This window comes from Terrimonas sp., assembly GCF_003075435.1.
Classification (GTDB): domain Bacteria; phylum Bacteroidota; class Bacteroidia; order Chitinophagales; family Chitinophagaceae; genus Agriterribacter.
Genome location: NZ_QCZJ01000006.1, coordinates 20,161 through 34,710, shown reverse-complemented (window position 1 = coordinate 34,710; position 14,550 = coordinate 20,161). Strand labels below are relative to the sequence as shown.

Annotated in this window: 10 protein-coding genes and 13 tRNA genes; all 23 read right to left on the bottom strand. The window is 41.5% G+C overall.

Annotated features, from left to right (window positions below; genetic code table 11):
* Positions 1 to 2: 2 nt before the first annotated feature.
* The gene (locus tag DC498_RS08510) at positions 3 to 761 is read right to left on the bottom strand and encodes a hypothetical protein (protein WP_116873727.1); all 759 of its coding nucleotides are present in this window, start codon (positions 759 to 761) and stop codon (positions 3 to 5) included.
* A 177-nt stretch (positions 762 to 938) separates the two neighbouring features.
* A tRNA-Trp gene (locus DC498_RS08505) sits at positions 939 to 1,010 on the bottom strand.
* Between the two features lie 6 nt (positions 1,011 to 1,016).
* Positions 1,017 to 1,109 (bottom strand) — tRNA-Phe (locus DC498_RS26145).
* Between the two features lie 69 nt (positions 1,110 to 1,178).
* A tRNA-Ser gene (locus DC498_RS08500) sits at positions 1,179 to 1,263 on the bottom strand.
* A gap of 104 nt (positions 1,264 to 1,367) precedes the next feature.
* Positions 1,368 to 1,451: transfer RNA gene (locus DC498_RS08495), tRNA-Ser, on the bottom strand.
* Positions 1,452 to 1,775: 324 nt separating this feature from the next.
* A tRNA-Lys gene (locus DC498_RS08490) sits at positions 1,776 to 1,850 on the bottom strand.
* Between the two features lie 6 nt (positions 1,851 to 1,856).
* Positions 1,857 to 1,928: transfer RNA gene (locus DC498_RS08485), tRNA-Val, on the bottom strand.
* Positions 1,929 to 1,934: 6 nt separating this feature from the next.
* A tRNA-Ile gene (locus DC498_RS08480) sits at positions 1,935 to 2,007 on the bottom strand.
* 5 nt (positions 2,008 to 2,012) lie between these two features.
* A tRNA-Met gene (locus tag DC498_RS08475) sits at positions 2,013 to 2,083 on the bottom strand.
* Between the two features lie 7 nt (positions 2,084 to 2,090).
* Positions 2,091 to 2,163, bottom strand: a tRNA-Ile gene (locus DC498_RS08470).
* Positions 2,164 to 2,476: 313 nt separating this feature from the next.
* Positions 2,477 to 2,548: transfer RNA gene (locus tag DC498_RS08465), tRNA-His, on the bottom strand.
* Between the two features lie 90 nt (positions 2,549 to 2,638).
* A tRNA-Asp gene (locus DC498_RS08460) sits at positions 2,639 to 2,710 on the bottom strand.
* A gap of 4 nt (positions 2,711 to 2,714) precedes the next feature.
* A tRNA-Glu gene (locus DC498_RS26140) sits at positions 2,715 to 2,787 on the bottom strand.
* Between the two features lie 4 nt (positions 2,788 to 2,791).
* A tRNA-Ala gene (locus DC498_RS26135) sits at positions 2,792 to 2,865 on the bottom strand.
* A 766-nt stretch (positions 2,866 to 3,631) separates the two neighbouring features.
* On the bottom strand, positions 3,632 to 4,708 hold the full coding sequence (locus DC498_RS08450) for a mechanosensitive ion channel family protein (protein ID WP_116873725.1): 1,077 nt from the start codon (positions 4,706 to 4,708) through the stop codon (positions 3,632 to 3,634).
* Positions 4,709 to 4,722: 14 nt separating this feature from the next.
* Positions 4,723 to 5,556 carry a hypothetical protein gene (locus DC498_RS08445; RefSeq protein WP_116873724.1) on the bottom strand — a complete coding sequence of 278 codons (834 nt, stop codon included), beginning with the start codon at positions 5,554 to 5,556 and terminating at the stop codon, positions 4,723 to 4,725.
* The gene (locus tag DC498_RS08440) at positions 5,553 to 6,311 is read right to left on the bottom strand and encodes a UDP-2,3-diacylglucosamine diphosphatase (RefSeq protein WP_116873723.1); all 759 of its coding nucleotides are present in this window, start codon (positions 6,309 to 6,311) and stop codon (positions 5,553 to 5,555) included. Before DC498_RS08440 ends, DC498_RS08445 begins: the two co-directional genes overlap by 4 nt.
* A gap of 405 nt (positions 6,312 to 6,716) precedes the next feature.
* Complete coding sequence (locus DC498_RS08435) at positions 6,717 to 7,664, bottom strand: C-terminal binding protein (protein ID WP_133176799.1); 948 nt, start codon at positions 7,662 to 7,664, stop codon at positions 6,717 to 6,719.
* Positions 7,665 to 7,674: 10 nt separating this feature from the next.
* Entirely contained in the window at positions 7,675 to 8,694 is a 1,020-nt protein-coding gene (locus DC498_RS08430; protein ID WP_116873721.1) for a zinc-dependent alcohol dehydrogenase, read from the bottom strand.
* Between the two features lie 304 nt (positions 8,695 to 8,998).
* The gene (locus DC498_RS08425; protein WP_116873720.1) at positions 8,999 to 9,625 is read right to left on the bottom strand and encodes a cyclase family protein; all 627 of its coding nucleotides are present in this window, start codon (positions 9,623 to 9,625) and stop codon (positions 8,999 to 9,001) included.
* A 6-nt stretch (positions 9,626 to 9,631) separates the two neighbouring features.
* Entirely contained in the window at positions 9,632 to 10,378 is a 747-nt protein-coding gene (locus tag DC498_RS08420) for an SDR family NAD(P)-dependent oxidoreductase (protein ID WP_116873719.1), read from the bottom strand.
* Between the two features lie 14 nt (positions 10,379 to 10,392).
* A complete protein-coding gene (locus tag DC498_RS08415) occupies positions 10,393 to 13,179 on the bottom strand; it encodes an alpha-L-rhamnosidase (RefSeq protein WP_116873718.1) in 2,787 nt (928 codons plus the stop codon).
* Between the two features lie 418 nt (positions 13,180 to 13,597).
* Complete coding sequence (locus DC498_RS08405; protein ID WP_116873716.1) at positions 13,598 to 14,461, bottom strand: AraC family transcriptional regulator; 864 nt, start codon at positions 14,459 to 14,461, stop codon at positions 13,598 to 13,600.
* Positions 14,462 to 14,550 lie beyond the last annotated feature (89 nt).

Sequence of the window (14,550 nt, the reverse complement as noted above, 5' to 3'; positions counted from 1 at the left end):
ATTCATTCTCTTTCATCCTGCCGAATCATATCCAGCATTTGCTTAAGCGATTTGTTTTTATAAGGATTTACCTCATCATATCTTTCCATATTTTTCCAATCCCACCAACCGTATTTATGCCAGCCTCTTAAAATTTTCCCCATTCGCTTTTCTAAGTCCCGCCTTTCTATATAATTATCTATCTTATCAATTTCCGATTCCAGCTCCGCATCTTTAATTCTCACTTTATCAATCATATTAGGCTGTACTCTCAATACAAAGCGCCAGGGTTCTGCAAATACATATCGTTTTACCGGGTGGTTGCACCATTTTTCATACCTGAGCTCAGGATAAAACAATTGTCGTTCCGCCTCTGTAAATCCCAATCTCCTAAAGTGATGCTCATCTGGAGCAAGAAGTTTCTGTGGTTTAACTACATATATTTTCCTTCCTAACTTTCTTCGCCTTACTTTAAAATCTCTTTTTGCACTCCAATCCTTCGTATTTATTTTATCAAGTATGCACTGAAAAAATTCAGCGTGCTTACTTCCTGCCACATCCTCTCTCAAAACAAAAAATCGTTTCCAACCTTTTTGTATGGGTGGTATCAAAGGTTCACAACCAAGATTATTCCTTTTCACCCACAGTGCTCTGCGCTTAATATCCAGTTGTATAAGTTGTTTGTCAAAATCTTCGAACCGCATGCGCTTTTTTTGTCGTGCAGTGCGAAGCCTGTAGCAGAGAATATCTTCTCCGTACTGTTGAATAAGTTTTGTGTCCATAATGAATGGTTTTGTTCCGTTCGAAATCTGTTATGCCATTGCGGCTTTTCGCTATTTGTCATTATGAACATTGCGTTCTTTTTCATCTTTTATCTTTTTTATTTTAGTGGTCTGATGAAACTCTCCACATAATCATTCTATCGATATGAAATTTATTATGGTTCATTTCATTTATTGCACGGGTTGCAGGATTCCAACCTGCAACAATGGTTTTGGAGACCATTATGTTGCCAATTACACCAAACCCGTACAGTGCGGACAAAGCAGGACTCCCCGCCTGCCGGACGGGCAGGGAACCTGCACTATCCCGTCTTCAGCGGGGTGCTCTACCATTGGTAGCTATTTGTCTTTTTGTTTGCAATGAACATTGACAGATCACTAATTCATCTTCATCGAATTCATTCATCACAAACTTTGCGGAGAGTAAAGGAGTCGAACCTTCGTATCGTTTCCGATAGCCTGGGTTTAGCAAACCTGCACATTACCGCTCTGTCAATTCTCCGTTTTTTATGTTATCAACTGTATTGCTACTATCAGCTTCCGTTGCGTCGCACTCTTCTGCTTTCTGTTCGCTATGCAGCAAAGTGTAACCAGTAAATACTTTCGCGGAGAGAAAGGGAATCGAACCCCTGAACCTTTTTACAGTCCACTGTTTTCAAGACAGCTTCCTCGACCAACCGGACTCTCTCCATTTGTTTTCGCTGTACGAAGTCGGAGACTTCGTACACTATATGTTCTCCGGAGATTATATCTCCTGTGTGAGTGGTAAGGTTCGAACTTACTCAGCTATGAAGCAATGATTTTACAGAACATCCCGGCTCTCCATCTCCGGCGCACTCACATATATTCAGCGGACGAAGAAAGGCTCGAATTTTCAACCCCCGGCTTAATCCCGCCAATGGCGGGTTTCTGTCATTGAACTATTCATCCAAAGAGTTGTGCAGAAGAATCGAACTTCTTTCTCCCGATTTGCAGTCGGGTGCTTACTGCCACGTCTGCCAGCACGACCTCTTGTTGGTCTGGTGAGACTCGAACTCACAACTCCCGGTGTAAAAGACCGGTACTCTGATCCAATTGAGTTACAAACCAATTTTGTTGCGACTAACAGATTCGAACTGTTAACTTCTACTTTGTAACAGTAGATTTCTTCCATTGAAATAAGTCGCATAGTAGTGATGACTGACAGAATTGAACTGTCAACCGCTATCGTATCAGGATAGTGCTCTATCAATTGAGCTGAGTCATCTACTGTTGCGGCTACAGGAGTCGAACCTGCAGCTATGGCTTATGAGACCATTGAGTTACCATTACTCTAAACCGCAATTTTTGTTGACCCAACCGGACTCGAACCGGTAACCTTTAACGTATAAGGTTATTGCTCTTACCATTGAGCTATGGGTCAATATGGCTGGCTTAGAAATGTTCGAACGCTCATCTCTTCATCCGTAGTGAAGCATTCTTATCCCTGCCTGTCCGGCAGGCATTGAACTATAAGCCAGTTTTTGTACGGCTTTCAGAATTGAACTGAAAACAATCACCCGCTACCTACCTTTCAGAAAGAAAGGGGAGTGAATATGTTGCCTTTACACCAAGCCGTATTGCTTTTAAGCAGATGAATAATGATTTACTGTACAGGTGTGCCCACTTTACGGGATAAACGCTGTAACAAAAGAGGATACCTGCTATTCTGTTTAGCTCATCATTATCTTCTCCATTGGTTGACTTTGAGACTCGAACTCTATTCTCCACATTCACAGTGTGGCGCTTTACCGGTTAAGCTAAAGCCAACATTATATATTGATACCAGGCCCAGATTTGAACTGAGAACATCAGGTTCAAACGCTGACGCGTTGCTAATTACACCACCCGGTATTGTGCGGTTCGTACGGGAATCGAACCCATAGCAGCAGATCGACAATCTGTGATGTTAACCATTACACCAACGAACCTTTGTAATCTGTACGGGAGTTGAACCCGTATTACAAGAATGAAAATCTTGCGTCCTGGACCATTAGACGAACAGATCATTGTGGACAGCCAGGGAATCGAACCCTGCACAAAAGCATTGCAAATGCTTTTCGCCAGCCCTGGAACATGACTGCCCTTTATTACAAAGAACTAAAGCACATTTGGAAAAAGCATCCCCGTTGTTGCATCTCTTCCGCTTGCATCGGAACAAACGGGGACTGCTTGTTTCCCTCCCTTTCTGCACCTAATATCAAGCCTCCTCTCCATCTCCTACTTTGGAGGAGATTATCGGAAGTGTATAATTTTTTATAGGTCACATAAAAAAGCCCGGTCATTTTTTTTGACCGGGCTTCTGCATTATCTTTTAATTCAGATTATGTATGCATACATTCCGGCCACAAAGATTTACTTTCATACGAATTATCTATGGGTACAATATTCCCTAAATTCTGCTCACTCCATTGGCATATCATGAATGATAGGGCATCATTCAACTGTGCTGTTCTAAACTGTTTATGTCGTAATTGTTTTATCATTTTTATTTAAAGAATATTAAATCACTCACCTACAAAATGTCTTTATCTATACAGCTCCTCTATAAGCCCTTCATTTGGAGGGGGTGGGGAGGCTGAAAATAAAAAACCCCGCGGTTCAGGCGGGGCTTATATTTGAGTGATTTTGTTTTTACTTAATCAACAACATTATGTGCCCCGCAAACTGTATAATCCACCTCCGGACTAAAGCAGCCTATTGATTTATTATGTATTAATATTGCGCGTTGCATATAATTTGTTTTGCGAGTGCAAAGATTGAATGATTTTTTTTACAATGCAAATTTTTTGTTGAAAAGTTTTAAAAAATTTTAAGATGAGGAGTTTGTTATATCAAGAGTTCATCAATGTCTATCCCGCCACTTGCTTAGGCCCCACAACTTCAATATTAAGGCCTTCCATTAATTGGATAATAGCAAGGTTTACCTCTTGCTTTACCTGGTTAAATGCTTCTGCCGGAATTGGAGCAGTATAATATTCTACGTGCACAAGATAGCCCCCCTGCTGCACAACATCTTCCAGAAACAATACCCTGTTTTCAATTTTGGGGTGTTGCAATATTGTTTTGATGCCATCTAGTAATTCCTGTACGCGCTGCGCATTTGTAGCAGGCTTTAGTTCCAGCCTGAGATCAGCCCGCCGTTGTGTTCGCAAACTCAGGTTATCTACTATACTATCCACCATCTGCTTGTTAGGTACACTTACGTAGGTTTTTTCGTTTGTGCGTATACGTGTACTGCGTAGTCCGATTTTTTCAACTGTGCCGGTTATGTTTTGCACTTTAAGCGTATCCCCTACGGCGAAAGGTTTATCGAAAAATATAATAAAAGATGCTATCAGGTTTTCCAGGCTTTCCCTTGCAGAAAGCGCCAGCGCCGCACCAACTATTCCTAATCCTGTAAGTAACTCAGATATCTGGTAGCGGAACGCGAATTTGATGACAGTAAAAAGTCCCGCTATAAATACAATTGCTTTTAAAAAATCTTTAAAAAAGATCACCAACTGGTTTTCTTCCTGCCCCGATTCTTCACCCGCCTTTTTGCTGATCACATACGCCAGGTAATCTATCATTCTTATCAGCAACCTGAAAAAATAGACGATCACCAGGCTTAAACCAATTCTTTCAAGAATGATTTGAGTATCGGTTCTGTAAAAGCTAAAAATAAATATCCGTGGAAATTTTAAAGAGATCAAAGCAATGAATGATGTAAAAACAATCAGGAACTGTTCCAGCGGTTTAAGGATAAGATCGTTAAATGCTTTTTTATCTATCTGCCGCCCCGCTAATCTTAAAAAAAATATGATCGCAGCAACCAGCGGTTTGCTGAAAAACTTTTTCAATATGTATATGCCCAAAATGACAACAGCAACCACCAGGTATTCCCGTATACTGTTATCCAAAAATATTTTATCTAAAAAACTATTCATTACATGCTTTCTTTTTAGCGGTATTTAAACAAAGCTATGCCCCCGCTATTCCTTACATATATACCCAGTTGCATAATCCGGATGTCTTCCGCGTGCTTAATCATTTCTGGAAGCTCCACTTCCTGCATATCAAATGTGCCTAAGGTATACTTTACAAACTTATTATCTTTTCTCCCTAATACTGTTTTGTTGATCACCTGTAAACCTGTTAACCCCGTAATAGCAAGCTCGTTTTTTAATGCGCCGTAATAATCAAAAATATACAGCCCTTTATCCTTATCATACAGGTAAACAAACCCATCCCTGTCAATAATTTTATCAGGAGATGGTATAGCATTCAATACCTGCCGCAGATCAACGGTTTCACTCAGCAACTTACTGTCATCGCCAATTTTTTTAAGCTTTGCAGATTGCTCATCAAATACCCAGAGATTATTATCATAAGAAAGCGCTACAGCCTTCGCCTGGAAAATACCAGCTTTGCGGAGGTCAACAATATTGATCCTGTTTAAAAACCTGTCAAGCATTACTACCGTAGAAAAATCACGGTAATACAACAACACTTTCATGGGATTGGTTACATCCATTGCACATACTGAGCCGTAACGCCGCACGTCATTAAATACATTCAGCGAATCTCCCCTGTTATTATATTTCTTAAGCAATCCTTTTGAAGTCAGCATATAGAGGTTGCCGAGATTGTCAACCGTAAAAGCCGCTGCATCCGGGGCCGATACCCTGAGCGCTTCTGTATCGCTTATACCCGATGAGCTTTCTAACCCAGCACTTTCCTGTGCTGCCCCGGTTAAAACATAGCAAACTAATATGGTAAAAAGGAATATTCTCAAGCTGTATAATATTTCAGGTAAACTTGCTGCCCGTCAAATTCAGCGTAACTATTATAACGTATCCAATCCCCCAGGTTGATATACCGGCTGGTATCTTTTAGCTGAAAATCTATAGGTAAATGCCGGTGCCCGAAAATAAAATAATCAAAGTGCTCTTTCTTCAAAATTTCTTTACAGTAAATGATGAGCCATTCATTTTCTTCTCCCAGAAATTTTGCATCATCATCGCCTGTGGCGGCACGGCTGCTTTTGCTGGAACGATGCGCAATGCCCATCCCTATATATGGAGGCAGTATACCAAACAGAGCCTGGCAAATTTTATTGCGGAAGATCTTTTTCATGAATTTATACCCATGATCGCCGGGACCTAAACCATCGCCATGACCAACAAGGAATTTTTTCCCATTAAACTCAAATGTTTTCGGTTCGTGATATACCGGTATGTTAAGCTCCTTCTCAAAATAGCCGCTCATCCACATATCATGATTACCAACAAAAAAATGCATTGGTATACCGCTGTCTGTTATTTCAGCCATTTTACCCAGTATGCGCACAAAACCCTTGGGAACAACCTTTTTATACTCGTACCAAAAATCAAACAGGTCACCCACAATAAAAATCACGGCAGCATCTGCTTTTGCTTCATCCAGGAACGTAACAATAAGCTTTTCCCTTTGCAGGCTCGATGCATGGTCGGGAACACCCAAATGAAAGTCAGAAAGAAAGTATATTTTTTTTCCTGCAGGAATTTGCATTGGCGGCTGAATAAATATCGGGCAAAGGTAACGGAAACTATGATTTTTATTACTCCCCGCTCTGAATGGCAGAGCAGGTAAGGGAAGGAATAAGTAAAGCCATTGAAGCCTGTGCTGTAAGTGCCGGGGAAACGCCTACTGCTATGATTTTGAAACCGGAAGTATATATACCCTTCTGCTAAATATTCCTCATGACGATGGCGGAATTGCCAGGTATACTTTTAAGGCTGCTAAAGCAAGAGGGAAATATAATGTGCCGGTAACTATTGATTTTATTGACCCTTCAACAGCAGAACTCAGGACTATTTCTAAAACCATCGCTTACACAGCCTGCTAAAACCAGCTTAAAACTGAACATAAAGTAATTTAATAGCTGTAAGCTATGTCAGCCTTTCTGAAAGCCGCTCATACCACCCGGTTTTTGAAAATACCATCTGTAAGCCCTCTTACTAATGCTTCTGCTGCCATAAACTGCAGTGTGGGAACGCTTTGTTCGCTATACCACGCGGTATGGGAAGTGAGTATAACGTTTTTGCATTTCATAAGAGGATGATCTGCCGGCAGGGGTTCCCTTTCAAATACATCTAACCCCGCAGCAATGGCTCCTTCGTTCAGCTTTTCAGCCAGCGCTGCTGTATCTATCAATCCGCCGCGGGATGTATTTACCAGTATAGCGCCCTTTTTCATTGTATTCAACGTTGCTGCATTTATTAAATGATGGGTTTGCGCAGTAAGTGGTAAATGAAGGGAGATAATATCTGCCCGGCTGATAATGGTTTCAAAGTCCTGTGGTTGCACTCCTTCGGACTTGATTTGTTCCGGGTTTACAAAAGGATCATACGCCATTCTGTTAAAACCAAAAGGCGCTGCCCTTTTTAAAACTTCGCGGGCTATTCTACCAAAACCTATAGTAGCAAAATTCATTTCATAAAAAGGTAATACCGGCTGCGGCGGAATAATTTTCCATTCCCCGGAAATGGTGCGGTTATGTGTTGCCGTTAGTTGCCTTGCTAAAGACAGCGCTAAGGCTATCGTGTGGTCTGCTACTTCAGCAATACAGTAATCCGGAACATTGCAAACCACAATACCTTTATTTTTTGCTGCCTGCAGGTCGATATTGTCTACGCCAATACCATAGCGCACTATTAAGCGGCAATTCTTTAATCCATCTATTACTACTGCGGTAACCGGCGCCCATTGAACCAGCAGCGCTACCGCATCTTTTCCATGGGTCAATACTTCTTCAGGTGTTTTACATTGAGCGGTCTGTAAAATAAATCCTGCGCCGGTTATCAGTTTTTTTTCCTGTTCAATATGCTTAAACCCGTAATCTGTGATCAGTATTTTTTGCATCAGTAAAAATTTAATCAAATACAATAACAGATTTTATATGATCGTCTTTTGCTTCCATCATATCAAAAAATGCCTGCCGGCTGTTTTCGAGCGGGTAATAATGCACCCATGAGCTTACATCAACTTTGCCTGTAGCTATTAATGAAAAGGCTACTTCCATATCCTGTTGTGTGGCGGCATAACTACCCATCACTGTTTTTTCTGAAAGCACTATATCGTAACTTAATAATGACTTGCTGTTATTGTACAGTCCAATAATTAAAATCACTCCTCCGGGTTTCACCATATCCAGCGCAAGCTTATTCGTATCAGGAGAGCCAACGGCATCAATCACCAAGTCCAGCGCGGTTCCGTCGGTAATAATTTTTATGGCATCAGCTACATTTTCTTTTAGCGGATTGATAACCCCTGTAGCGCCTATTGATTTTGCCACCTGTATTCTTTCCTCTCTTATGTCGGCCACAATGGTTTTTACCTTACGCAAAGCGCTGAAAGCCTGCTGAGCCATTAAGCCTATCGGGCCTGCGCCTATTATCATTACATTTTTAATGTCAATATGTTGGGTTAGCTTTACCAGGTGAACCCCGTTAGCAAGGGGTTCCGTTATGCAGGCATGCCTGGGGTCTACATCAGCAGGCATATTTATTAAAGCTGTTGCCGGAACATTTACATACATACCAAAGGCTCCGTTGCGATGCATGCCAAATACCTGGCGTTGAATACATAAATTAGTTTTACCCTCCCTGCAACTGGCACACCTGCCACATGATACAATGGAGTTGCTTACTACAGCATCGCCTTTTGCAAATCCATTCACATCAGACCCAATGCTGTCTATAATGCCGCAAAACTCATGACCCATAATTAATGGCGGTATTCTTCTCAGGCTTTTGCTTTTAAAGGTCTCCAGCTCACTGCCACATATACCACAGGCTTTTACCTGCACAAGCACTTCATTTGGCTGGTAAGCAGGCATGGGCAGATCTGCCAGAATTAATTCGCTATACGCCGGGTAGTATAATGCCTTCATTATATAGTATCTCGTTTGGTGTGGGGTTAATTGTTTTGCTGTCCAAAGCCTCCAACTTTGGACTAACTATGTTCTTCATAGTCTCACAACTATGCCTTAAAATAATTGTATCTCATCACGGCTGCTATATCTCATAATGATGTATGAATATTGCTGAATAGTATTGCTGCTGTACAAGTGTGCGACGCAACAAAAGCTACATAGTAGCAATAGTGTTGGTTACAAAAAATATTCTTTCCTCCGAAGCCCAACAACCTTTCAATTATATTTATTGATCACGGCAAGCATGCCGTATCATAATCATTTATTCCACTAATGCAACAGCACGAATGGGAGAGCCGTCCCTGCCTTTAAAGTTTAGGGGGAATCCCATGAACGTAATATCATCCGGCACGCTGTTTAAATTGGCAAGGCTTTCTACCACTACAATTTCAGCCGGCAGTAAAATATGATGCAATTCATACCAGTCTTTGCCGGGTGTTGGCATATCCATTCCCAGTAACCTGATTTTCTTTTCGGCAAGGTATCTTGCAGCTTCCTGTGTAAGCGAAGGGAAGTCAGCAAAGAAATAATCTTTACCGAAATGCTTATGCCAGCCGGTTTCAAAAATAATTTTAGCGCCGGGCTGTAATAGTTTTTCATAGGGAAGAAAATCCGCAACGGTAATTTCTTCGTTTGCTTTTTTGGGTATGCGCAACACATGTGCCTTGCCGTAAAACCAATCCAGTGGCATTTGGTCCAATGTTTTTCCATCATCTAAAAAATGGTACATAGCATCGAGGTGCGTGCCCTGGTGAGAGCCAATAGAAATCTGTGTTATGTTATATCTCAGCGTTTTGGTATTACCGTGAGGTATAATACTCAATTTAGGATCGCTGGGAAAAGTTTGTTGCCCGTGCTCAAGCGGGTGTGATAAATCTATAAGTTGCATAGTTATTTATTTTGCGAGATAACCTCCGTCTACCAATAAATCACTGCCGGTAATAAAAGAAGCATCATCACTTGCAAGAAAGGCAGCAGCTGCCGCTACTTCCGCAACCGTTCCCTGCCTGTTCAGCAAATGCATGGCAGATGCACGTTTGTTTTCTTCTTCAATATCAAGTCCCAGCTTCTCACAGGAATGGATAAACGCACTTGTATAAACATAACCAGGGCATAATGTATTCACCCGTATTTTATCCGGCGCCAGGTCCTGCGCCCAACATTTGGTTAATCCTCTTATGGCGAATTTGGTAGCATTGTATGTTGCAAAATTTGCCTGGCCCACAAAACCGCTTACCGATGAAAAGTTGATAATGCTTCCGCCACCAATACTGCGCATTTGCGGTACAATATGTTTTGTGATCAACGAAGTGCCTCCGATATTTACTGCATTTATTTTAGCCCAGTCTTCTTCTGTTGCCTCTACGCCTTTAAATACAAAGTATGCCGCTGTATTTACAAGTATTTGCACATTACCAATTCTGACAGCAATTTCATCGCAGGCTTTTTTTACTTCAGCTTCCTTGCTTATATCAACCTGTATAAAATATGCGTTAATTAAACTTGCTTTTCCCATACTGTCCGGCTGAACGTCTGCTAAAATTATTTTACAGCCTTCTTCGTTCAGCCGCTGCGCGGTGGCATAACCCAGGTCGCCCAGCCCTCCTGTTATCAATGCTATTCTGCCCGATAGTCCTCTCATACCTTAAGTAATATTTATTCCGGCATGGTAAAAGTATACCTGCCTGATGCCAGTTTTAAAGTGGTTTTCCCTTCTTTCATTTTAACCTGTTTTATATACCTGCTGCCTGCTATTGGCTGATTGCCTTCCTTAATGCTTTTATCTGATGGCAATACCAGGGTGGCCGTTGTATTAGCAGGGATGTCAACTTCAACAGTTAGCATGCCCGCATCTTTCTTCCACGATACGGATAGTTTTCCGGTAATGGCTTTATAGCTTCCTTTTGCCCAGGTAAGCGTGCCGCCGGGCGTGGGCGTTAAAACAAAATGACGATACCCTGGTTGCGTTTCATCATAATTAATACCTATTATAGTATTGTGCATCCATTCGCCAACCGAGCCGATAGCATATTGATTAAAGGAGTTCATTTGCCAGCGCTGGAAGCCTCTGCCTTTTACATAGCCATCCCAACGCTCCCATATGGTGGTTGCCCCCTGGTCAATAGAATAAAGCCAGGAAGGAAATCTGTGACTCTCCAATAAACGATAAGCTATATCACTATAATTATTCCGGCTCAACTGGTTCATCATCCGGGTAATGGTTTGAATGCCTGTTGACACACGGTAATCATATTCTGCTATAGCATCTACCATTAAGCTGGCTGCTTTTGCACGCAGGTGTTGGGGAACAAGATCAAACTCTAACGCCAATGCATAACCGGCCTGCGTACCTCCTTTTATTGTGCCGTCTTCAGCAATAAATTCCTTTACAAAAACCGCTTTAATATTTTTAGCAAGATTATTATAGAATGTATACTCCTTATTTTTTCCTAAAACCTTTGAAGCATTGGCAAGTATCCGGGTAGAATATGCAAAAAAGGCAGTGGAGAACAGGTCTTTGGGAACGCTGCCTTTGTCTGTGGGATAGCCTTCGGCTTTAATAGTGTTGCCATTCACCCAATCACCATAATCCTGTCCTACGGCTTTCACTCTTATCAACCCGGGATTTTCCTGGTGTACATGATCAATAAATTTTTTCATTGATTCGTAATGCTGCTCCAGTATCCTCTTATCACCGTAATTAAGATATGCTTTCCAGGGAATAATGATGCCGGCGTCTGTCCAGCCCGGGGCATCATAAAATACCATACCTACCTGCGGCGCGTAATTTGGATATCGCCCTTCAGGCGTTTGACGGTCGCGGATATCTTTAAACCATTTTGTATAAAAGGCGCCGAGGTCCATATTATAGATAGCCGTCTGGCAAAATATCTGCGCATCGCCCATCCAGCCGCAGCGTTCATCACGTTGCGGGCAATCTTCGGGTATACCGTGAATATTGCTGATCTGCGTCCATAAAATATTTTGCCATAGCTGGTTTATATCTTTATGCGAGGAGCTGAAATCAGATACCAGCGGGGCTGCAGAAGCTACTACCTTACCTGTAATATTGTCAAGGGTGGGAGGTTGCGTAAGGCCTGATACTTCCACAAACCTGAAACCATGATAAGTAAAGCGTGGCTCATAGTCAATCGTTGTTTCACGTGCCGGAATATAGGTGTCGGTTTGCTTTGCGGTGCGGAGGTTTTGGGTGTACAGCGTACTATCTTCCATTAATATTTCGGCATGCCGCATAATGATTTTTTTGCCGGGATTATACGGCAGTTTTATATGTACCCACCCGGCCATATTCTGCCCCATATCAAAAATATAATTACCATTGGGCGCCCTGAAAACATTTATCGGCTTAATTTCTTTTACAATACTGATGGGTTCGTTGGTTTGCGCATTGAGCGCTATAGTTACGGTATTATCAACAGTAACATTATCCCATCTTTGTGTGTCGAATCCAGGCTTCATCCAGTTGGCAGGAATATACCTGGCATCAAATACTTCCCCATCAAAAATAGAAGCTTCCTTCATTGGCCCATCCTGCAGTATTTTCCAGCTTTCATCTGTTGCTATAATGTCTGTTGAGCCATCTGTAAATTCAATTTCAAGCTGCGCGAGCAACCTCCTGTCAAATCCATAATTACCCCTTTGCGGCTTACCGTGTGTAAATAATACGCCGGCATACCACCCGTCTGCCAGCATGGCGCCCAGCACATTATCTCCTGATACAAGCATATCCGTAACATCGTAGGTTTGGTATTGCGCCCTTGTAAAATAATCAGTCCATTCCGGGGCAAGTACCCTGTTGCCTATCTTTTTACCATTCAGGTACATTTCATAAACCCCCAATGCAGCTGCATACAATCTTGCTTTTTTAACCTGTTTTTTTGCAGAAAATGCTTTGCGCAGCAGAGGAGAAGGAGGTATAATATTTTCGTCCTGCGTGGTTACAGGCTGCACAGACGGAGCGCCGATCCATTTTGCTTTCCAGTCGTTCTTATTCAACAGCCCCATGGAAAAGTGCTGTGTTTCACTCCATGGTGAAGCAATATTCTGTTCATCCCATATTTTTAATTTCCAGAAATAATCTTTGCCTGATAAAAGTGGCGTTCCGCTAAAGCTGATATGAAAGCTTTCTGCAGACGAAACTTTGCCCGAATTCCAGACATTGCCTTCATTTCTGCTAAGAATAGCTTCGCTATCCGCCACAATTATTTGCCAGGCTTTTTGATTTTTGCCTTTTTCGCCTGAAGTCATTTCCCAACTGAAGCGGGGATGTGGCGCATCAAGCCCAAGCGGGTTTGTAAGATATTCACAGCGGAGATTAACAATCTGAAAAGATGGTTCAGGGTCTGGTTTTTCGAATGACATTATACCGACACATATCATCAATAAAAATCCCGATAATAATAATTTAGCAGTCAACTTCATTATGGCGTAGTTAAGCAATTAAACCAGGATGCACAATTTATACAATTTTATTGCAGGTGCCCCTATCACTGCTAAGGCAGATGCCTCGTGCCTCGGCATGACAGACTGCGGTGCGGTGTTCGGAATTAGTGCTATTGTTGAACATTTGTACTGCTGTTCAACACACATTCTCCTGCTTGCATTAGTGAACATTGGTACTATTGTTCAATATACATTCTTTCGCCTGTCATGCCGAGGCACGAGGCATCTGCACAAGATTGCCATACACGCTAAAATTCGAAACATGCCCCTGCAACCTGCTTATGCAATCGTTATAAAACTACTGATGCTGTTCCTGTAATGAAATTAGAGGGTAGATTTTATTTAAACATACTGTTACATATCAAAAAAATATGCTTTTATAACAATACTATAAAAATTACTGAACAGCATGCAAGCCCTGATATTTTTTGGGAGTAAGGCTGGTGATTGTTTTAAACTGCTGGTTAAAGTTCGACAAATTCTGAAAACCGCTTTTATAACAGGCTTCGGCCACCGACATTTTTTCATTGATCAGCAGTTTACACGCATAGCCGATTTTCAATTCAATTACAAACTGCGTATATGATTTACGCGTTCTTACTTTAAAATAACGGCTGAATGCGGTAGGGCTCATATTGGCAACCGAAGCAGCTTTGGAAAGTGATACATCTTCCTGGAAGTTGTTCATTATATACTGGTATACCCGTTTCAGGCGGTCTGCATCAGTGTAATTGATCGAATTGGTAAACCCTTCAGAACATAATTCCTCAATATATTCATCTGACTCAGATAATATGTGCAAAATATTGAGCAGTAAAATTACCCTTTCAGCGCCCTGCGTAACTTCAATCTCTTTCATTAAAGGAACGATTTTTTTTGCAGCAGGTTCCTTTATCTTCAATCCACGCCTGGAGCGCTCCATCAGGTTTTTTATTTTATACATTTCAGGAAGCATTAAAAAATGACTGCCTAAAAAATCTTCTAAAAAATGAATCACTAAAGCCTCTGCAATGCCGGTTGACTCCTGTGTATCATTACGCCAGGTATGCGGCAGATTTTTCCCTATAAAAACAAGGTCGCCTGCTTTAAACCTTTCAATATGGTCGCCAACCATCCTGCTTCCCTTGCTTTTCACAATCAGGGTTAATTCGTATTCTTCATGAAAATGCCATAATCCGGGAAACTGATCATTGTACGAATAGCGGTTAATGCTAAACGAAGACTTCTGCGGTACGTTAACTTTTATAAGAAGCGGTTGCATGCAAAAAATTCAACTTCAATATAAATCAATAATTGAAAGTGAGGAAGAATCTGTAATGAATATCTTCAAAAAAATATTATCATATTCCA